Raw genomic sequence first — 19324 nt, 5'->3', positions numbered from 1 at the left:
CTTGTCCCTCTCACCGCGACGCTAGATCGCGGCCGTGCGCTGGGCGCCGGATGTCGTCACCCGACGTCATCCCGCGCAACAGTTCTGCACCTGACGACACAGAGGCTTCCGCGTGCCGTCGTGACGGCAGGCTGGGCGCCACGGAGCCGGCATGTGCCGCGCACCGCCGCATCGTCTCGAGCAGAAGGAGGGATCCGTCATGTCGACCCAGCAGATCGACCGGCCGCGGAGCGTGGAGAGCCACCGACTCGAGGACAGCAGCCCCGACCGGGTGGAGGCTCTCTCCGCGGAGGAGTTCAGACGCGTGTTCCGGGAGCACCCCGCGGGCGTCGCGCTGGTCACGGCCGAAGCCGGCGACGGGCCGGTCGCGCTGACCGCCACGAGCGTGTCCTCGGTCAGCGCGGAACCGCCTTTGCTCGTGTTCTCGATCTCCGATCAGTCGTCGGCGTCGACCACGATCAACAGCGCGGACACCGTGATCGTCCACCTGCTCTCCTCTGCGCAGCTCGGCCTGGCGAAGCTGGGCGCCACCAGCGGCATCGACCGGTTCGCGGATCGCGCGATCTGGAGCCGCCTGGATACGGGTGAGCCCTACTTCCCCGCGGCGCGCACCTGGGTCCGCGGCCGTGTGCTGCATCGCCTGCGGGCGGGCACGTCCACGGTGGTGATCGTGCACGCGCTCGACGCCGCCCTCCCCGAGCCGTCCGAGACCGGGATCGCCGCAACGCCACTGGTCTATGTGAGCCGCACCTGGCATGCCCTGGGAGAGCCGTCCCGGATCGAGTGACGGCGGCCGGTCAGGTGCCGCAGTAGGTGAGGTGTCTCGGCGCGCCGTCCGGTGCGGGGCGGGTATAGCGGCGGTGCTGATCTCCCGCGCGCTCGATGAAGGGTGTGCGCAGCAGGCCCAGCAGTTGCGTGAACGGCGCGATGTCGCCGTCGACCGCCGCCGCGAGCGCCTCGTCCAGGATGTGGTTGCGTGCGATGTACACGGGGTTGGCCCTGCGGATCAGTTCGTCGTCGGGGCCGAGGGCGCGCCACCGGTGCAGCCACGCGTCGAGCTCGGGGACCGGACCGAGGAAGCGGCTGCGGACCGGGCGCTCGTCGCCGGCCGCGGCCGCGGCGAGATCCCGCCAGAATCCGGTGAAATCGACAGCGTGCTCGGCGAGGATCCTGAGGGCCGCGTCGGCCAGGGCGTCGACCTCCGTCTGTTCAACGTTCTGACCGACGCCGAGCTTCCGGCCGAACGTCAGGGATCTGCGAGCGTGGTAGCCGCTGTCGAAGGAGGCGGTGATGTCGGCCGCGATCCGCTCGGCGGTGGCCGCGTGGTCGTCGAGCAGGGGCGCCATCGCCTCCGCCAGGCGTTCGAGATTCCACCGCATGATGACAGGCTGCCTGTCGTAGGCGTAGCGGCCGAACTCGTCGATCGAACTGAAATGAGCCCCGGGCTCGTAGACGTCCAGGAACGCGCAGGGCCCGTAGTCGATGGTCTCGGCGGAGACGAGCACGTTGTCGGTGCTGAGCACGCCGTGGACGAACCCGATCCGCATCCAGTCCGCGGTGAGCGCGGCCGCTGCCTCCACGATCTCCGCGAGCAGGGCGCGGTAGGGATGCTCCGCGCGCGCGGCCTGCGGGTAGTGGCGGGCGATGACGTGGTCGGCGAGGCGCCGGAGCAGGCCGGGATCCTCGTGCGTGCCGGCGTACTCGAACGAGCCGAAGCGGACGTGGCTTGCGGCCGTGCGGGCGAGCACGGCACCGGGCAGCACCTGGCCGTCGCGTTCGCGCGGAGCGCCCGTCGACACGACCGCGAGCGCTCGGGTCGTGGGAACGCCGAGGGCGTGCATCGCCTCGCCCATGAGGTATTCGCGCAGCATCGGGCCGACCGTGGCGAAGCCGTCGACGCGCGACATCGAGGTCGGGCCGATGCCTTTGAGGTGCACGTCGCGCAGCCGTCCCCGCCGGTCGCGTCTCTCCCCGAGCAGGGCGGCGCGGCCGTCGCCGAGGATCGGCCGGAACTCGCCCCACTGGTGGCCCGCGTACACCTGGGCGACAGGGGCCGTCCCGTCGGCCCGCGACTCGCCGGTGAGGAAGCGCGCCCCGTCGTCGGACCGGAGCCAGCCGGGTTCGAGGCCGAGCTCACCGGCGATCTCCTCGTTCAGCGCGATCAGCCGCGGATCCGGCGTGCGCACGGGGGACGCCGGGCGGGAGAGCTCGGGCAGGAGCTCCGCCCAGGTCTGCTCGAGGACCGGCGGGCGACGCGCGGCGTGGGGGGCGATCGGATGCGTCATCCCACGAGTCTCCGCTCGCGCCGCGGAGCGCGGATCCCGAGCGAAATCCGGCGACATGCGGCGGAACATTCCGTCGTCGAAGACGCCGCGAGTCGCCCGATGACGGTGCGCTTCGGAAGCATCGCGCCCCCGGATTAGCGTGAGGGCGCGCCGTGCCCTCGCGCGGCCTGGACTCCGAGGAGAGCACGTGTCGGACTACTTCGATCGCACCGCAGACAAGACCTTCACCCGCGTCTACAAGCGCGAGACGCCTGACATCCTCGCCGCGTTCGCCGCGTTCGATCAGGCGGTCTTCGCCGAGGAGGGGCGCGCCATCCCGCTGAAGTTCCGCGAGCTGATCGCGCTGGCGGTGGGCATCACCACACAGTGCGCGTACTGCATCGACGCGCATGCGCAGAACGCGGTGCGCGCGGGCGCCACCGAGGCGGAGCTCGCCGAGGCCGCCTGGGTCGCGACCGCGATCCGCGCGGGAGGCGGCTACGCCCACGGCAGGCTCGCGTTCAAGCTCGCCGGCGACGCGCGCGTCGAGCACGCGCACGGGCACGAGCACGCGGGCGCGCAGTGACGACTCCTTCGCCCGTCGAGGCGGAGGCCCTCGAGCTCATCCGCGACCTCATCCGCATCGACAGCGTCAACACCGGCGACGCGGCCACCATCGGCGACGGCGAGACCCGGGCGGCTCTGTTCGTGAAGCAGAAGCTCGAGGAGATCGGCTATCACGTCGACCTGGTCGAACCGCGACCCGGCCGGGCGAGTGTCGTCGCCCGGCTGGCCGGGACGGATCCGGACGCCGGGGCGCTGGTGGTGCACGCGCATCTCGACGTCGTGCCCGTCGTGGAAGCGGACTGGGCCCATCCGCCGTTCGGCGCGGAGATCCACGACGGCATCCTCTACGGACGCGGCGCCGTCGACATGAAGAACTACGCGGGGACCATCCTCGCTCTCGCCCGGGCCTACCGTAGGGAGGGCGTCGTGCCCCGCCGCGATCTCATCTTCGCGTTCTTCGCGGACGAGGAGGCAGGCGGCGTGTGGGGCGCGCGGTGGATCGTGCACAACCGGCCGGAGCTGTTCGACGGCGCCACGGAGGCGATCAGCGAGGTCGGCGGGTTCTCCATCCCGCTCACCGACGAGCGGAGGGCCTACCTGGTCGCCACGGCTGAGAAGGGCGTCACGTGGGCCACCCTCACCGCGCGCGGGCACGCGGCGCACGGCTCGCGGCCGACGTCGGACAACGCGGTGGTGCGCCTGTCCCGTGCTGTCGCCGCAGTGGGGGCGCACCGCTTCCCCGTCGTGACGACCCCCGCCCTGAAGCGCTTCCTGCAGGTGTTCGGGGAGCATCGCGGGATCCGGTTCACGGACGACGGCTTGGACGAGGAGCTCGCCGGGCTCGGATTCGTCTCCTCGATCGTCACGGCATCCGCGCGCAACACGGTCTCGCCGACGGTGCTCAGCGCCGGCGGCAAGACCAACGTGATCCCCGCCGAAGCCACCGCACGTCTCGATATCCGCGCCCTGCCGGGGGCGGATGCCGCACTGCAGCAGGAGCTGGCGGCTCTCGTCGGCGACGACGTCGATCTCTCGTGGGGGCGCCCGGTGCCCGCGATCGAGTCGCCGATCGACTCTCCGCTGCTCGAGGTGCTTCAGGATGCGATCGCGACCGAGGATCCCGACGGCCTCGTCGTGCCCTATCTGCTGCCGGCGAGCACCGACAACAAGCACCTGGCGCAGCTCGGCATCCGCGGGTACGGCTTCGTGCCGCTGCGGGTTCCGGCCGACTTCGACGTGTTCGGGGAGTTCCACGCCGCGGACGAGCGGATCCCGGTGGAGGCCGTGTACTTCTCGACGCGCGTCACGGATCACATCCTCCGCAACGCCTGAACCGACCTGCCGACGGGGCGCCGGTCCGACCATGGACCGGCGCCCTGTCCTCTGCGCCTGGGTGACGCCGGACATCGCTCCGTTACGCCGTATATCAGCCGGTTGCATCGGATATCAGCCGGTTGCCGCGTGTGAATCCCCGGCTGTGGAGGCAGCCGAAGGTGCTCATACCGTGGCTTCACGCAGCACCCGCTGCGCTGAGGAACCACGAGGGAGCATCATGACCGACATCGCCGCACCGCCTCTCGGCCGCTCGGTCGACCACGAACCGAGCCGACCGGAGGATCGCACTCGGACCAGGGTCGACATCAGTGCCGTCCCCGTGGTGCACACCCGTCACTGGTGGCGCTGGACGTTCGCCGCGCTCATCCTCTTCGTCGTCGCCCAGTTCGGCTGGAGCCTCGTCACGAACAGCCGCTACGAGTGGGGGACGTTCGCCGAGTACTTCTTCTCGGGCCCCGTGCTCATCGGCATCGGGTACACGCTCGCGATCACCGCCGTCTCGGCGATCGTCGGCTTCGTGCTCGGCACGATCATCGCGCTGGGACGGCTGTCGAAGTCCCCGCTGCTCAGCTCCGCCGCGTGGGCGTACATCTGGTTCTTCCGCTCGGTGCCGTTGGTCGTGCAGATCATCGTCTGGTACAACCTCGGCTACCTGTACCCGAAGCTGGGACTCGGCACGCCGTTCACCACCGACTTCTGGATCGTGGAGTTCCCCACCGTCCAGCTGGTCAGCGCGTTCGCCGCAGCCATCCTGGGCCTCGGGCTGCACCAGGCCGCATACTCGGCGGAGATCATCCGCGGAGGGCTTCTCTCCGTCGACCAGGGGCAGTCCGAGGCGGCGGCCGCCCTCGGCATACCGGCGGGCCGGCGGCTGTTCCGGATCATCCTCCCGCAGGCGGCGCGCTCGATCGTCCCGAACGCGACGAACGAGGTCATCGGCCTCGTCAAGGGCGCGTCCGTGGTGTTCGTGATCGCGATCCCCGAACTCTTCTACGCGGTGCAGGTCATCTACAACCGCAACAGCCGGGTCATCCCCCTGCTCCTGGTCGCGGTCGTCTGGTACACGATCATCACCACGATCCTCAGCATCGCGCAGTTCTACATCGAGCGGCACTTCGCGCGCGGCTCCGCCCGGGCGCTGCCGCCCACCCCTCTGCAGCAGGCCCGGCGCTGGGTCGGTTCGCAATGGGCCCGGCTCGGCGATGATCCGACACCGGCCGGTGCCGCGATCCGCTCCACCGGAAAGGCGAGCGCATGAGCACCATCAGCGCGGAGACCGCCACCAGCGGACTCGTCGAGATCCACAACGTCCATAAGAGCTTCGGCGGGCTCGAGGTGCTTTCGGGGATCGATCTCACCGTGCAGCCCGGCGAGGTCATCGCGCTGCTCGGCCCGAGCGGCTCCGGCAAGTCGACCCTGCTGCGCACCATCAATCACCTGGAGAGCGTGGATCGCGGATCGGTCACGGTCGACGGCGAGTTGATCGGCTACGAGCTGCGCGGTGAGAAGCTCCATGAGCTGCACGAGCGGGAGATCCTGCGGCGCCGCACGCAGGTGGGGATCGTCTTCCAGCACTTCAACCTGTTCCCGCATCTCACCGCGCTGGAGAACATCGTCGAGGCGCCGATCGCTCTCAAGCGCCTGGCCGCCTCGGACGCCAGAGAGCTCGCCCTCGGCCTGCTCGATCGCGTCGGCCTCGCCGACAAGGCCGGCGCCTACCCCCGGCAGCTCTCGGGAGGCCAGCAGCAGCGCGTGGCGATCGCCCGCGCACTCGCCCTGAAGCCCAAGGTGCTGCTGTTCGACGAGCCGACCAGTGCGCTGGATCCAGAGCTCGTCGGCGAGGTGCTCGAGGTCATCGGCGACCTCGCCCGGTTCGGCACCACGCTCATCATCGTCACCCACGAGATCGGCTTCGCCCGCCAGGTCGCCGACCGAGTCGTCTTCCTCGACCACGGGACCGTGATCGAGGAAGGACGTCCCGCCGACGTCCTGGATCACCCGAAGCATCCGCGAACCCGAGAGTTCCTGGCCAAGGTCCTGAACTGATCCGCACGACCCGAACGCGGCACGGCCGCATCATCGCAAGGCCCCTCACCACAAGGAGAAACACAGCATGGCACTCAGCAAGAAGCAGGGCGCGGTGGTCGGCATCGCCGCCGTCGCGGTCGCCGCGATCGTCGCCGTCGGCGCGGTCGTCGCCCTCAACCAGCCGGCGGCGGCGACCGCCGCCGACAGCACACCGAAGCCCACGAAGAGCGCGGCGAAGGTCTCGGCCGACGACGTGAAGTGGGTCGAGGGCGAGGTCGTCCCGAAGGCCGTCGAGGCTCTCAAGAAGAGCGGCTTCCACCCCGTCGAGCCGGGTAAGCTCACCGTCGCCGTGGGCGCCTTCGTGCCGCCGCTCAGCTACGTCCCGGACGGCAAGACCCTGCCCGCCGGCACCGAGCCGAACATCGGCAGCCTGATCGCGCAGGGACTCGGCCTGACCTACAACCCCGTGGTCGTCGCCTGGGCCGATTGGCCGCTCGGGATCCAGTCCGGCAAGTACGACCTGATCACCTCGAACGTGACGGTCACCGAGGCGCGCAAGGAGCTCTTCGACTTCGCCAGCTACCGTCAGGATCTGCTCGGCTTCTACGTGAAGTCCGACAGCACGATCTCCAAGATCCAGAAGGCCGCGGACATCTCCGGCCTGAAGATCGTCGTCGGATCCGGCACCAACCAGGAGCAGGTGCTCCTGAAGTGGAACGAGGAGCTCAAGACCGCGGGCAAGGCACCGGCCGACCTGCAGTACTACGACGACAACGCGGCCGCGACCCTCGCGCTGCAGTCGGGCCGCGTCGATGCCACCTTCGGCCCGAACGCCTCCTCCGCGTGGGCGGCCAGGGAGACCGGCGCCACGAAGCTCGTGGGCATCGTCCCGGGCGGGTGGCCGCAGGCGGCCGCGATCGCGGCAGGCACCGCGAAGGGCAACGGACTCATCGAGCCCGTCAACATCGTGCTCAACGAGCTCATCGCGAACGGGAAATACGCCCAGGTGCTCAAGGGGTGGGGGCTCGACTCGGAGGGGGTCACGAAGTCGGAGATCAACCCGCCGGGGCTGCCCAAGTCCTGAATCCGAGGTGCGGGCCGGCGGCAGATGCCGGCCCGCACCTTTCCGTGTATCCGCACCCGAGAAAGACGAACACATGACCAACCGTGCACCGCTCAGCATCCTCGAGCTCTCCCCGTTCGGCGAAGGGGCGACCGCGGGCCAGGGCCTCCGTGACACGATCGCGCTCGCGCAGACCGCGGAACGACTCGGCTACCACCGCTTCTGGCTCGCCGAGCACCACCTGAACCCCGGCGTCGCCGGCGCCGCCCCGCACGTGCTGCTCGCGGCCATCGCCGCGGCGACCGAGCGCATCAGGATCGGCACCGCCGCGACCATCATCGGCAACTACGCGGCCCTCCAGGTGGTGGAGGCCGCGGGCGTCGTGGCCGCCCTCCACCCCGGGCGCTTCGACCTCGGCATCGGCCGATCCGGATCCACATCGCACCCCTCGGCGCCGAGCGCATCGGCCCCTGCGGAGGCCCGCGTCGTGGACGGTCTGCTGCTGCCGGCCGCGAAGCCGTTCGCCTTCGACTCCGCCCGGTTCGCCGCACAGGCACGGTTGCTGCGCCGCACCGCAGGCGACGCCGACCGGTTCGAGCAGGACGTGCTCGACATCCTCGCGCTCATCGCGGGCACCTACATCGCCCCCGAGGGCGTGCCGATCCACGCGACGCCGGCCGAGGGGCAGGACATCCAGGTGTGGCTGCACGGCAGCACTGCGGGGATCAGCGCCGAGCTCGCCGGGCGTCTCGGGCTGCCGTTCGGCGCCAATTTCCACGTCGCGGGGAGCTTCGTGCTCGACGCTGTGCAGGCCTATCGGCGTGCCTTCCGGCCTGGCGCGCTCGCCGAGCCGCGCGTGATCGTCTCGGCCGACGTGCTCGTCGCGGATACGGCGACCGGGGCGGAGCGCATCGGCCGCGGGTACGCAGAGTGGGTGCACAGCATCCGCGCGGGCCAGGGCGCGATCGCCTACCCGCACCCCGACGATGCCCTCGTCGCACCGTACCCGGCCGACCTGCTCGGCGTGGTCGGCGACCGCCTCGACACCCGTTTCGTGGGCGACGCGGAGACCGTCGTGGAGCGGCTCGACACCCTCCAGCGCGTGACCGGCGCCGACGAGCTGCTGCTCACCACGATCACGCACGACCCCCGGGACCGCGAGCGCTCGTTCGCGTTGCTCGCCGACGCATGGGGTTCCGAGAGCAGCGCGCCCCGGGTCCTCGACACGGCGCGCGGGCGATGAGCCCGACAGCGACGGCGCTCGCCATCCGGCTCGCCGTGCCCGACGAGTACGGAATCGTCGGGCGCCTCACCGAGGACGCCTACGTCTCGAGCTACTCCGAGCTGTCGGCCGCGTACCTCCGGTCGCTGCGCGACGTGGCCGCGCGCGCGGCGCTGGGAGACATATGGGTCGCGCTGGAGACGGATGTGATCGTCGGTAGTGTCTGGGTCCCGCGCGCCGGTGCGCATCTGTCGGAGGTGGCGCGCGACGGCGAACTCGATTTCCGCCAGCTCGCCGTGGCACCGACGGCCCGCGGACGCGGCGTCGGGGAGGCCCTCACCCGGCATGTCATCGCCCTCGCCGCCGAGCGGCGGGCCGAACGAGTGGTCATGAACAGCGGACCTGAGATGACGGGTGCGCACGCCCTCTACGCGAAGCTCGGCTTCCGCAGGCTGCACGAACGCGAGCAGAGCGTCGAGGTCGAGCCAGGGGTGTTCCTCGAGCTTCTGGCGTTCGGCCTCGACATCGCGCCGGCGGAGACCTCCGACGCATGACGTAGCCTGCGGAGAGCACTGTCGACGCGGCACCCAAGACTCAGCGCCGAGGTCGGGTACTCAGAGCGATGGGTCCGAAAGTACTGGGGTCGTTGAGCGAGGACGCGCGCAGCGCGACCGAGACGAAACGCGGTGCCCTCGCGAGAGCACCGCGTTTCGTCTCGCTGCGCTCGCTCAACGACCCCCGGGGTGTTCGGCTGGGATCAGGCCCTCGGCGGAGACCTCGCCGTGCACACGTCGGTCCGGCGTCTGCTCTCCCGCCGTCACCGCGATGCGGAGCCGGTTCTCCGCGGGAGGCAGCGGGCAGGTGGCGAAGTCGGTGTACGCGCACGGCAGGTTGGTCGCCCGGTTGAAGTCGACCACGGCCGCGTCGGAGCCCTCGGCCACCTCGAACGACACGGTCCTGTTCGCGGCGTACGTGGTGACGCCGCTGGTCGCGTCGGTGAACAACGCGAACAGCGAACCGGGTCGGTGCCCGTCGAACGCGAGCAGCCGGAACGGCTCGTCGTCGACGAGGAACTCGACGTAGCCCGGGGAGTCGTACACGTGGCTGATGCCGTCGACGGCTGCACCGACCTCGATCGCCCTCGGCGCGACGAACCGGACGAACCGGCCCGGGATCCGCCAGCGCGGGTCGGGCGGGAATGCGGCTGTCCCCGTGTAGGCGGACAGGAACGGGAAGTCGGGGCGGCGCGGCCGCAGGATGTCCCGTCCGCCACGCTTGGCGACTTCGACGACGCCTCCCTCGAACCCGACCGTCACGCCGTCGCGCTCCGCGAGGGGGCCGAACGCGTGCGTGTCCGTGACCTCGGCGCCGTCGACCGTGAGGGCCTCGCCGTCCGCGAGGACCACGACGGGCCCGGTGACGCCGGTGAACCACTCGCCGGGCAGGCCGGGGAAGCGGCGCGCTTCCGCCGTCAGCCAGAACAGGCCGCTGACGGCGAGGAACCCGTGCGGGTCGGCACGGCGCTCCTCATGCGTTTCGTGCCAGTCCTCCCACTCCCGCGCGAACGCGTCTGCCGTCTGCGCGGGCGTTGTCTCCACCGGGGTAGGGAGCGTCATCGTGCCGTCTCCGTCGCCCCGGCGAGCTCCTCGGCGCGCGCCGGCAACGGCAGGCGCAGGTTCGCGCGCAGCGTCGTGCCGCCGTACTCGCTGCGCAGCGAACCGCGCTCCTGCAGCAGCGGCACGACCTCGTCGACGAACTCGTCGAGCCCCGACGGAACCAGGTGGGAGCCGAGCACGACACCGTCTCCGCCGTCCTCCTGCACGAACGCGTCGAGCTGATCGGCGACCTGCACAGCAGTGCCCACGTATCCCGGTCCGCGGCTGATCTCGTGCGCGAGGCCGCGCAGCGTGAGACCCCGCTCGTCGGCGAGTTCACGCCATCTGCGCACCGTCTCGAACCGGTCCTGGAACACGAAGGCGCGGCCCTGGATGATCGGCGGAGCTTCGGGATCCGGGTCCACGTCCGGCAGCGGTCCGTCGGGGTCGTAGGCCGACAGGTCGCGGTTCCATACCTGCTCGAAGGTGACCTGGATGGTCTTGTCCGTGAGCTGCTGCTCCAGGATGTGGCGGGCCTTCTCCTCGGCGTCCGCGGCCGAGTCCCCGATCACGAATCCCGCCGCGGGCAGGATCTTGATCTCGTCCGGTCCGCGACCGAAACGGGCCGCGCGCTCCCGGATGTCGGCGGAGAACGCCTTGCCCTCGGCGAGCGTCGCGTAGGGCGAGAAGATCGCGTCCGCCGTGGAGGCCGCGAAGTCCCGGCCCTGCGGCGAGACCCCGGCCTGCACGATGACCGGGCGCCCCTGCGGGCTGCGCGGCACGGTGAAACGGCCCGCGATGTCGAACTGCGTGCTGGACTGGGCGAACGCGCCGGCGTCGGCGTCCGCGAGGAAGACGCCCGTCGCCTTGTCTGCGACGATCGCCTCCTCGGCCCACGAGTCCCACAGCCGGCGGATGGTGGCGACGGTCTCCTCCGCGCGCACGTAGCGTTCGCTGTGCGGAAGGAAGCCGCCACGGCGGAAGTTCGCGCCGGTGAACGCGTCGAACGAGGTGACGACGTTCCATCCGGCCCGACCGCCCGACAGATGGTCCAGGCTGGCGATCTGGCGGGCGAGCTCGTAGGGCTCGTTGAACGTCGCGTTCAGCGTGCCCACCAGGCCGATGTGGTCGGTCACCGCGGCCAGCGCCGCGAGCACGGCGAGCGTGTCGGGGCGTCCGGCGATGTCGTGGTCGAAGATGCGGCCTGCCCTGGCGCGCAGGGCGAGCCCCTCCGCCAGGAAGAAGTAGTCGAAGCGCCCACGCTCGGCCGTCTGCGCGACGTGCCGGAACGTGGAGAAGTCGATCTGACTGCCCGCCTCCGGGTGCTCCCACAGGGTGTGCTCGTTCACTCCGCCGACATACGCGGCGAGGATGATCTGCTTGCGTGCTCTCGTGGTCATGGTGTTCTCCTCTGATCGGTCAGACGGCGGCGTAGCGACTGGGGACGTGCTCAGGCAGGCCGAGCAGCCCGCGCAGGGTGCCCGCCTCGTAGGCGTCGTGGAAGAGGCCGCGTGCGCGCAGCTCCGCGGCGAACGCGCCGGCGATGCGGGGCAGGTCGTCGGTCAGCACCCCGGGCCGCAGGCGGACCCCGGCGTATCCGAGGGCTCCGAGCTGGGCGACGAGGTCGGCGAGCTCGGGTGCGGAGCCGGTGAAGACGCGCGCGTCGCTCGCGAGCGGGCGGCCGAGGGCGTCGAGACGCCGGAGTCGATCGGCGGCGGACTCCCCGTCCGGATCGTCGAGGAACACCACGAGATCGGCGAAGACCTGGAGGGGCTCTCCCCCGCGGCCGTCCGCGGCGGCGGCGACCTCCGTCAGGATCCGTTCCGCGTGCGTCGCGTCGGCCGGGGTGACGAAGACGAGGTCCGCCGAGCGCGCGGCCAGCCGGTAGGGCACCTCGGCGTGCGCGAGCGCGGCGACGACCGGCTGCCCCTGGGGCGGGCGCGGAGTGATCGACGGCCCTCGCACGCTGAACCAGCGGCCCTCGAAGTCGATCTCGTGCACCTTGTCGGCGTCGAGGAACCGGTCGGTCGCGACGTCGCGGATCTCGGCGTCGTCCTCCCAACTGTCCCAGAGCCGCCGAACGACCTCGACGTGGTCGGCGGCCTCGTCGAAGAGCTCGCCGACCAGAGCGTCGAAGGCAGGATCGCCCCAGACGATCTGATCGCCGGGGTGCGCGCGGCGCCCGAAATGGGCGGCCTCGTCGGCCCGCCCGGACACCTTCACCTGCCACCCTGCGCGACCCTCGCTCGCGAAGTCGAGCGTGGCGATGCCCGTGGAGACGTGGAACGGCTCGGTGTGCGTGGTCGTCACGGTCGGGATCAGCCCGATGCGAGAGGTGACGGGCGCCACACGGGACGCGATCAGCAGGGCGTCCAGGCGTCCGCGCACCTCGTCGGTGCGTTCGTCCCCGCGGACGGGATCCGAGGACTGCAGCGCGAGGGAGTCCTCGATCGTGACGAAGTCGAGGAGCCCTTCCTCCGCGGTGCGGACGAGGTCGGTCCAGTACTCGGGGGTGAACAGCTCGGCGGGCCGCGATGACGGCTCCCGCCAGGAGGCAGGGTGCCAGCCGGCGCCCTCGAGGGCGACGCCGACGCGAAGTCGTGAACTCATGATGTGCTCCTTGTCTGGGACGGTCGATGTGTCAGGGACGGTCGATGTGTCTGGGGCGGTCGAGGGGAACCCGCTACGCGGCGGCCGAAGCGAGCGCTGCTGCGGCCGGCGCCCAGCCGAGCCGGGGCAGGACCGCGTGGCGGATGTCGGAGAGGATCTGCCGGTAGTCGTCGAGCGACAGCGCATACGGCAGCGCGATGCGCAGCTCGGTGAGGCCGTCGATCGCGGGGTCGGAGGCGAGCCGCTCGACGATCTCCTCGGCGGTGCCGAACAGATCCCGCTGGAACAGGTGCCCGTTCGCGGGCTGCTCGGTGCGCGCCTGCCTGCTCTCCGCGAACGCGGTGTAGCGGTCGCGCTGGCCGGCCGTGGCACTGTCGATCGGCAGGATCACCCGCTCGACGCCGACCGACCCGGTGCCGGCGCCGGCGAAGTGCGCGTGGTAGTCGTCGATGTGGGCGCGCTGCGCGTCCTCGAAGGAGGCGGCTCCCGCGGCGGCCGTGATGTTCCCGAGCAGGAGCTTGAGTCCCTGGTCGGCGGCCCACCGCACCGAGCGGGCGGAGCCGCCGCCGAGCCACACCCGATCCCGCAGCCCCGCGATGTGCGGCTGCACCCGCGGGGTCTGCGGGCCGTACGGCGTGGGGATGTCCGCGCCGAGCGCATGGCCTTCCAGCGCCTCGAGGAAGCGTCCGATCAGGACGTAGGCGTCGACGTCGCCGTCGTCCTCGATGCGGCCGAGGTGTCGCAGCAGCGCCCCGTGCGGCGCCGACGAACTGACTCCGACGTTCAACCGGCCGTTCGACAGGGCATCGACCGTGCCGAAGTCCTCAGCGAGGCGGAACGGCGTCTCGTAGCCGAGCGGCACCACCGCCGTCTCCAGGCGGATCCGCTCGGTGCGCTGCGTGGCTGCGGCGAGGAAGGTCAGCGCCGATGAGACGCCGCGCTCGAGATGGCGCTGGCGGATTCCGGCCACCTGCAGACCGATCTCCTCGGCGAACTCGAACAGCCGCAGCGTGTCCTCGAGTCCTGCCGTGGGATCGGCCTCGGGGTAGTTCCCGGCCAGGGTGAAGCCGGCGGAGGCGATGGTCGCGGTGCTCATCAGTGTGCGTCCTTCCAGGCGGAGACCAGCGAGTCCAGGCGTGAGTCCGCTCCGAGCCTGATGCCGTGCACGGTGGACTGGGTCGACAGGATCGAGGTGAGCTCGTGCACCGGGATCTGGTAGTACTGCGCCGCGATGCGCGCCTGCGCCTCGGCGAGGATCTTGTCGCGCGCGGCGGGGTTGCCCGCCGCCAGCTGCCCCTGCAGCAGCGTCTCGAGCTCGGGGTCGTCGATGTGCAGCTTCGTGGTGGCCTTGGAGTACTGCGTGCGCAGCACATCGCCGTCGGCGCGGGAGAGGTTGCCCCACACGATGTCGAAGTCGCCCGACGCCTGCTTCGCGAGGAACTCGGGCACGGTGCTGCCGGAGAGGACCACGTCGATGCCGACCTTCTTGAGCTGCTGCTGGATCAGTTCGAGCGAGGTCTGGTTCGGCCCGAAGTTCGTGATCCACGCCAGCTGCAGCGTCAGCGGAGCACCGCCCTTGGTGCGGATCCCGTTCGCGCCCTTGGTCCAGCCCGCCTTGTCGAGGATCGCGGCAGCGTGCTTCGGGTCGTAGGAGAAGTGCTTGCTCTCGTCGGCCCAGGACGGCGTGTTCTTCGCCAGCGTGCTCGTGGCGACGTTGAAGAGCTTGTTCAGGGCGGTGTCCCGCACGACGGCCGGGTCGATCGCCGCGGAGATGGCCTCCCGCACGGCGATGTCCGAGACGATGGGGCGGGCCAGATTGAACGAGAGCCCGAAGCTGATGCCGGGATTGCCACGCGAGATCAATGGGTACCCGGCGTCCTGAAGCGTCTGCACGTCGGTGGGCTGGACGCCGCCGATGACATCGACCTGGTCGCTGGTCAGGCTGCCGGTGCGCACGCCCGCCTCGGGCGCGACCTGGAACGTGACGGTGTCGAGGTGGGCGCGACCGGTGTTGCCGAGCGCTTTGGGCGCCCAGGCGTAGTTCTTGCGGGCGGTGAGCACGGTCGAGACGTTCTTGGTGTAGCTGTCGAGCGTGAACGGGCCGGTGCCGACGATGGCCTTGCCGTCGGCGCGGTTGGCGAAGGGCACGGCGAGGGTGGCGTTGCCGACGATGCCCAGGCCGACACTGGCCGTCGAGTTCGGGAACGCGGCGTTCGGGGTGCTGAAGTCGACCTCGACGGTGTCGTCGTCGATGACCTTGGTCTCCTTGTAGCCGACGAAGTTGCTGGTCGTCTGCGTCAGGGCACCCCCGGTCTGGATGTCGTCGAAGGTGGCCTTGACGTTCGCCGCGGTGAACGGCGTGCCGTCGGAGAAGGTGACGCCGTGGCGCAGCTCGAAGGTGAACGACGTCGCGTCGGCGTTGCTCTTGTAGGAGGTGGCGAGCCACGGCTCGAGCTCGTCGGTCTGGGGGTTCTGGTAGAGCAGGGAGTCGACCAGCTGCCGGGTGACGTACCAGGTGTCGTTGCCGGAGCCGATCCCGGAGGGGTTCAGGGAGGTCGGGTCGTTGGCGATCGCGAACGTGAGCGCTCCGCCGTCGACGGGCTTGGCCCCGGCACTCGTCGGTGCGGCCGCGGGCGCCGCGGGCGCGCAGGCGCTGAGGGCGAGGCCGGCGATGACGGCGATCGAGGCGAGCGCCGTCGTTCGCAGGCGCAGGGCGGTGCGCGGGCGCGACGCCGTTCGGGTCGGGTTCATGGTGGCTCCTTGGTGGGGGGCGGTCCGGTGCGGGACGGAGGGGGAATCGGGTGGGAGATGGTCAGAGGGCGATCCGCAGGCCGCCGGGGATCGCGTCGAGCAGGGTGCGGGTGTACTCGGTGCGCGGGTGGTCGAAGATCTCCCGCGCGGTGCCGGACTCGACGACGCGACCGCGCTGCATGACGCCGACGGTGTGCGCGATCTGCCGGACGACGGCGAGGTCGTGCGAGATGAAGAGGTAGCTGAGGCCGAATTCGCGCTGGATGGTGCTGAGCAGCGTGAGGATCTGGTGCTGGATCGACACGTCGAGGGCGGAGACGGGCTCGTCCAGCACGATGAGCTCGGGCGAGATCGCGAGCGCGCGGGCGATCGCGACGCGCTGCCGTTGCCCGCCGGACAGCTCCGAGGGCTTGCGCTGCAGCACCGAGGAAGGCAGTGCGACGACGTCGACGAGTTCCACGGCGCGGGCGCGGCGCTGGGTCCGGTCTCCGAGGCGGTACGCGATCAGCGGGTCGCTGATGATGCGCTCGATGGTCAGCCGCGGATTCAGCGCGGCATAGGGGTTCTGCTGCACGAGCTGCACCCGGCGGCGCAGCTGTCGCAGCTCCGCGCCGCGGAGTGCGGTGACGTCGGCGCCGTCGAACCGGACGGTGCCGGAGGTCGGGTCGGTGAGGCGCAGCGCCAGCCGGGCGGTGGTCGTCTTGCCCGACCCCGACTCGCCGACCAGGGCGAGCGTCTGGCCGCGTTCGATCCGGAAGCCGACGCCGTCGACGGCGCGCTGCACGGCCCCGCCCGTCCCGGGCACCGCGAACTCCTTCACGAGCGCGTCGACTTCCAGCACGGGCTCGACGATCGCCGGGCTGGTCGGCGGCACTCCCGCGTCCCGGGCGGCGAAGGGATCGCCGGGGCGTCCGCGCAGCACGACCGGCGCTGAGGCTGCGGCGATCACCGGCTCGTGACGCGCGTTCAGGCCGGGGGCGGCCGCGATCAGCTGACGGGTGTACGGATGCTCGGGCGCCAGCAGCACCTGCTCGGGGGTGCCCTCCTCGACGATGCGGCCCTGGGACATCACGATGATGCGATCGGCGCGGTCCGCGGCGACGCCGAGATCGTGCGTGATGAGCAGCAGGCTCGCCCCGCGCTCGCGCTTGAGCCCGTCCAGATGGTCGAGGATCTGCCGCTGCACGGTGACGTCGAGCGCGCTCGTCGGCTCGTCGGCGATGATCAGTTGCGGGTCGGCCGCGATCGCGATCGCGATGAGAACGCGCTGCCGCATCCCTCCGGACAACTCGTGCGGATACTGGCGGGCGCGCAGCGCGGCATCGGGGAGCCCGGCGCGCTCCAGCGCCTGCACCGCGCGCTCCGCGGCGCCCTGCCGATCGGCGAGCCCGTGCACGCGCAGCACCTCGGCGACCTGCGTGCCGATCCGTTGAACCGGGTTGAGGCTCACCGTCGGGTCCTGCGGCACGAACCCGATCCGGCGTCCGCGCACCGAGCGCAATGCCGCGTTCGACGCCGCGGCCAGGTCGACTCCGTCGAATCGGATGGCGCCGGAGGCGATGTCCGCCGCACCGGGGAGCAGCCGGATCACGGCGTGCACGGTCGTGGACTTGCCTGATCCGGATTCGCCGACGATCGCGACGGTCTCGCCGGGCGCGACCGACAGGCTCACGTCGCGCACTGCGTCGACGCGTCCGCGCGACGTCCGGTACGCCACCGACAGCGACTCGATCTCCAGCAGCGGGCTCTGCGCGTTCATGATCCGTCCGTCCGTTCGGTGTCGAGCCCCCGTGCGAGTCGGTTCGCGGCGAGGACGGTGAGAGCGATGACGAGTCCCGGGAAGGTGGTGAGCCACCAGGCGTTGCGGAGGAAGTCGCGGCCGCCGGACACCAGGGCGCCCCATTCGGGCGCAGGCGCGGGCGCGCCGTATCCGAGGAAGCTGAGCGCGGAGACGGCGAGGATCGCGCCCCCGAACTCGAGCACGCCGAGGGCGATCACCGGCCCGGTGGAGTTGGGCAGCACGTGCCGGAGAAGCACCCGGATCCAGCTGTTGCCCGAGGCGCGCGCGGCCTCGACGTAGGCGGAGCCGCGCACCTTGATGACCTCGGCGCGCATGATGCGCGACACCGAGGCGACGCTCGCGATACCGACGGCGATCGCGACGTTGACGGTTCCGAACCCCAGAGCCGTGATGACGGCGAGTGAGAGCAGCAGGCTCGGGATCGCCAGGAGCACGTCCGCGGCCCGCATCAGGACGGCGTCGGTCCGGCCACCGGCGAAACCGCTCAGCAGGCCGATCGCGGATCCCGCGACCACACCCACGGCCACGGCCAGCGACGCGGCGCTGATCGTCAGCGAGGTGCCGTGCACGACCCGGGTGTAGAGGTCGCGCCCGATCTGGTCGGTACCGAACCAGTGCGCCGCGGAGGGCGCCTGGAGGTGGTCGGCGGGGACGCCGGCCAGCGGATCACCAGGAGCGAGCAGAACCGGTGCGACCGCGGCGACGAGCACGACGGCCAACCAGAGCAGGGAGGCGGCGGCCGCCGGGCGCCGGGCGAACCAGCTCCGCCTGCGCGGGCTGGACGCCTCGCGTCCGCGGTGCGAGGCGCGCTCCGCGACCGCATCGTCGAACCGGTTCGCGGCCGTCCCGCCGAATCCGTCCGCGGGGTGCTGGGTGCCGTCGGGCAGCAGGGCAACGGTGTCGCTCATCGGACTTCTTCCAGGACGGCGTCGATGTCGACCGAGGTCGACTCTGCGGGAGCGGGGGTCGTGGCGGGGGTCGCGGCGCGCGGGCGACGCCGGCGGCGCGGCGCCGATGTCAGCTCGATCCGCGGATCCAGGAGCGGATAGATCAGATCCACGACGAGATTCACGGTGACGAAGACGACAGCGGCGAACAGCACGACACCCTGGACCACGGGGATGTCCTGCTGCTGCACGGCCGTCGCGGTGACCCGGCCGATGCCCGGCCGGGAGAAGACCGTCTCGGTGACGACCGTGCCGCTGAGCAGCTGACCGACGATGAGTCCCGTCACCGTCAGCGCCGGCAGCGCGGCGTTGCGCAGCGCGTGGCCCAGATGGATCCGGGCACCCCCCGCACCTTTGGCGCGAGCGGTGTCGATGTAGGGCTCGCGCAGCGCGGCCGTGAGGCTCTTCGACAGCAGCTGGGCGATCATCGCTCCGGTCGGCAGCGCGAGGGCGATGGACGGGAGCACGAGTGAGGGGAAGCCGCGGTCTCCCATCGCGGGGAACAGCGGCAGCTGGAACGAGAACAGCTGGATGAGGATCAGCCCGAACCAGAACGCCGGGATCGCGACGCCGAGCGGTGGCAGCCCGAGCAGGAAGGTCGACAGCGCGCGGCTGCGCACGAACGTCGCGACCACGGCGAGCGCGGCGCCGGTGAGCACGGCGATGGCGAAGCCGAGGCCCGCCAGCTGCAGCGTCGGCGGGATCGCCTCGCCGATCACCTGCGAGACGGGTCGCCCCGTGTCGATCGACGTGCCGAGGTCGCCCGTGAGCGCGTGGCCCAGGCGCAGCACGTACTGCACGAGGAGGGGCCGATCGAGCCCGTACTTCGCCTTCAGCGCGGCGAGCTGCTCCGGGGTGATGTCGCTGGCGTCGCCGCCGGTCTTGAGCGCCACCGGATCGCTGGGCAGCGCGTAGAGCACGAGGAACGACACCGTGTACGCGGCCCACAGCACGATCACTGCCTGGCCGAGTCTCGATGCGACATAGCGCGCAACGGCCGATCGAGACGAATTCGCTGTCGACATGGGGTGCTCCTTTCGCGCTTCGCAGCATGGATCCGGGGAATCTGCGGAGCACGAGGGCTCCGTTCGAGCGATGCTCCTATCGGCGGCGGCACGGGTCGCGAGCAGGAGTCATGGGC

At 71.1% G+C, this 19324-nt stretch carries 17 protein-coding genes; 8 read left to right on the top strand and 9 right to left on the bottom strand.

The features are described from left to right. Positions 1-199: 199 nt before the first annotated feature. Positions 200-787: a flavin reductase family protein gene (locus AC1DCT_RS14070; protein WP_441975619.1), complete on the top strand. Its 588-nt coding sequence runs from the start codon at positions 200-202 to the stop codon at positions 785-787. Positions 788-797: 10 nt separating this feature from the next. Here the strand turns inward: AC1DCT_RS14070 and AC1DCT_RS14065 are convergent, their stop codons facing one another. Further along, positions 798-2285, bottom strand: a complete 1488-nt coding sequence (locus AC1DCT_RS14065; RefSeq protein WP_477429926.1) for a protein adenylyltransferase SelO — start codon at positions 2283-2285, stop codon at positions 798-800. A gap of 187 nt (positions 2286-2472) precedes the next feature. Here AC1DCT_RS14065 and AC1DCT_RS14060 point away from each other — a divergent pair, with 187 nt between their 5' ends. The 7 genes from AC1DCT_RS14060 to AC1DCT_RS14030 all read left to right on the top strand — a co-directional run bounded on the left by AC1DCT_RS14060 (position 2473) and on the right by AC1DCT_RS14030 (position 9033). Next, positions 2473-2850, top strand: a complete 378-nt coding sequence (locus AC1DCT_RS14060; RefSeq protein WP_477429924.1) for a carboxymuconolactone decarboxylase family protein — start codon at positions 2473-2475, stop codon at positions 2848-2850. Beyond that, positions 2847-4163 carry a M20/M25/M40 family metallo-hydrolase gene (locus AC1DCT_RS14055; protein ID WP_477429922.1) on the top strand — a complete coding sequence of 439 codons (1317 nt, stop codon included), beginning with the start codon at positions 2847-2849 and terminating at the stop codon, positions 4161-4163. Before AC1DCT_RS14060 ends, AC1DCT_RS14055 begins: the two co-directional genes overlap by 4 nt. A 220-nt stretch (positions 4164-4383) precedes the next feature. After that, positions 4384-5424: an amino acid ABC transporter permease gene (locus tag AC1DCT_RS14050; protein WP_440734831.1), complete on the top strand. Its 1041-nt coding sequence runs from the start codon at positions 4384-4386 to the stop codon at positions 5422-5424. Then, a complete protein-coding gene (locus AC1DCT_RS14045; RefSeq protein ID WP_477429920.1) occupies positions 5421-6212 on the top strand; it encodes an amino acid ABC transporter ATP-binding protein in 792 nt (263 codons plus the stop codon). Before AC1DCT_RS14050 ends, AC1DCT_RS14045 begins: the two co-directional genes overlap by 4 nt. Before the next feature lie 67 nt (positions 6213-6279). Continuing rightward, entirely contained in the window at positions 6280-7278 is a 999-nt protein-coding gene (locus tag AC1DCT_RS14040; RefSeq protein WP_477429918.1) for an ABC transporter substrate-binding protein, read from the top strand. A 73-nt stretch (positions 7279-7351) separates the two neighbouring features. Next, entirely contained in the window at positions 7352-8500 is a 1149-nt protein-coding gene (locus AC1DCT_RS14035; RefSeq protein ID WP_477429916.1) for an LLM class flavin-dependent oxidoreductase, read from the top strand. Next, a complete protein-coding gene (locus tag AC1DCT_RS14030; protein WP_441975611.1) occupies positions 8497-9033 on the top strand; it encodes a GNAT family N-acetyltransferase in 537 nt (178 codons plus the stop codon). Before AC1DCT_RS14035 ends, AC1DCT_RS14030 begins: the two co-directional genes overlap by 4 nt. Before the next feature lie 174 nt (positions 9034-9207). On the opposite strand, the gene AC1DCT_RS14025 is transcribed toward AC1DCT_RS14030, so the two are convergent. From AC1DCT_RS14025 to AC1DCT_RS13990, 8 genes are all read right to left on the bottom strand, one after another. Continuing rightward, positions 9208-10095 carry a DUF1684 domain-containing protein gene (locus tag AC1DCT_RS14025; RefSeq protein ID WP_441975610.1) on the bottom strand — a complete coding sequence of 296 codons (888 nt, stop codon included), beginning with the start codon at positions 10093-10095 and terminating at the stop codon, positions 9208-9210. Then, on the bottom strand, positions 10092-11474 hold the full coding sequence (locus tag AC1DCT_RS14020) for an NtaA/DmoA family FMN-dependent monooxygenase (RefSeq protein WP_441975609.1): 1383 nt from the start codon (positions 11472-11474) through the stop codon (positions 10092-10094). Before AC1DCT_RS14020 ends, AC1DCT_RS14025 begins: the two co-directional genes overlap by 4 nt. A 19-nt stretch (positions 11475-11493) precedes the next feature. Then, on the bottom strand, positions 11494-12684 hold the full coding sequence (locus AC1DCT_RS14015) for an LLM class flavin-dependent oxidoreductase (protein WP_477429914.1): 1191 nt from the start codon (positions 12682-12684) through the stop codon (positions 11494-11496). 73 nt (positions 12685-12757) lie between these two features. Next, entirely contained in the window at positions 12758-13780 is a 1023-nt protein-coding gene (locus AC1DCT_RS14010) for an LLM class flavin-dependent oxidoreductase (protein ID WP_477429912.1), read from the bottom strand. Beyond that, a complete protein-coding gene (locus AC1DCT_RS14005) occupies positions 13780-15435 on the bottom strand; it encodes an ABC transporter substrate-binding protein (RefSeq protein ID WP_477429910.1) in 1656 nt (551 codons plus the stop codon). The genes AC1DCT_RS14010 and AC1DCT_RS14005 overlap by 1 nt, the downstream gene beginning before the upstream one ends. 61 nt (positions 15436-15496) lie before the next feature. Continuing rightward, positions 15497-17194, bottom strand: coding sequence for a dipeptide ABC transporter ATP-binding protein (locus tag AC1DCT_RS14000; RefSeq protein WP_477429909.1), 1698 nt, complete (start codon positions 17192-17194; stop codon positions 15497-15499). Next, positions 17191-18144, bottom strand: coding sequence for an ABC transporter permease (locus AC1DCT_RS13995; RefSeq protein ID WP_477429907.1), 954 nt, complete (start codon positions 18142-18144; stop codon positions 17191-17193). Before AC1DCT_RS13995 ends, AC1DCT_RS14000 begins: the two co-directional genes overlap by 4 nt. After that, positions 18141-19208 carry an ABC transporter permease gene (locus AC1DCT_RS13990; protein WP_477429905.1) on the bottom strand — a complete coding sequence of 356 codons (1068 nt, stop codon included), beginning with the start codon at positions 19206-19208 and terminating at the stop codon, positions 18141-18143. Before AC1DCT_RS13990 ends, AC1DCT_RS13995 begins: the two co-directional genes overlap by 4 nt. Between the last annotated feature and the right edge of the window lie 116 nt (positions 19209-19324).

The sequence above is a fragment of the Microbacterium sp. 10L49 genome, from assembly GCF_056395125.1.
Note: the sequence above shows the minus strand (reverse complement) of the source record. Positions and strands in the feature narration are given on the sequence as shown.

Bases quoted from the DNA above. Each gene is read 5' to 3' on its own strand.
- AC1DCT_RS14065 (WP_477429926.1), bottom strand. From the start codon at position 2,285: ATGACGCATCCGATCGCCCCCCACGCCGCGCGTCGCCCGCCGGTCCTC.
- AC1DCT_RS14005 (WP_477429910.1), bottom strand. From the start codon at position 15,435: ATGAACCCGACCCGAACGGCGTCGCGCCCGCGCACCGCCCTGCGCCTG.
- AC1DCT_RS14000 (WP_477429909.1), bottom strand. From the start codon at position 17,194: ATGAACGCGCAGAGCCCGCTGCTGGAGATCGAGTCGCTGTCGGTGGCG.
- AC1DCT_RS14015 (WP_477429914.1), bottom strand. From the start codon at position 12,684: ATGAGTTCACGACTTCGCGTCGGCGTCGCCCTCGAGGGCGCCGGCTGG.
- AC1DCT_RS14025 (WP_441975610.1), bottom strand. From the start codon at position 10,095: ATGACGCTCCCTACCCCGGTGGAGACAACGCCCGCGCAGACGGCAGAC.
- AC1DCT_RS14035 (WP_477429916.1), top strand. From the start codon at position 7,352: ATGACCAACCGTGCACCGCTCAGCATCCTCGAGCTCTCCCCGTTCGGC.
- AC1DCT_RS14030 (WP_441975611.1), top strand. From the start codon at position 8,497: ATGAGCCCGACAGCGACGGCGCTCGCCATCCGGCTCGCCGTGCCCGAC.
- AC1DCT_RS13990 (WP_477429905.1), bottom strand. From the start codon at position 19,208: ATGTCGACAGCGAATTCGTCTCGATCGGCCGTTGCGCGCTATGTCGCA.
- AC1DCT_RS14050 (WP_440734831.1), top strand. From the start codon at position 4,384: ATGACCGACATCGCCGCACCGCCTCTCGGCCGCTCGGTCGACCACGAA.
- AC1DCT_RS14045 (WP_477429920.1), top strand. From the start codon at position 5,421: ATGAGCACCATCAGCGCGGAGACCGCCACCAGCGGACTCGTCGAGATC.
- AC1DCT_RS14040 (WP_477429918.1), top strand. From the start codon at position 6,280: ATGGCACTCAGCAAGAAGCAGGGCGCGGTGGTCGGCATCGCCGCCGTC.
- AC1DCT_RS14070 (WP_441975619.1), top strand. From the start codon at position 200: ATGTCGACCCAGCAGATCGACCGGCCGCGGAGCGTGGAGAGCCACCGA.
- AC1DCT_RS14010 (WP_477429912.1), bottom strand. From the start codon at position 13,780: ATGAGCACCGCGACCATCGCCTCCGCCGGCTTCACCCTGGCCGGGAAC.
- AC1DCT_RS13995 (WP_477429907.1), bottom strand. From the start codon at position 18,144: ATGAGCGACACCGTTGCCCTGCTGCCCGACGGCACCCAGCACCCCGCG.
- AC1DCT_RS14020 (WP_441975609.1), bottom strand. From the start codon at position 11,474: ATGACCACGAGAGCACGCAAGCAGATCATCCTCGCCGCGTATGTCGGC.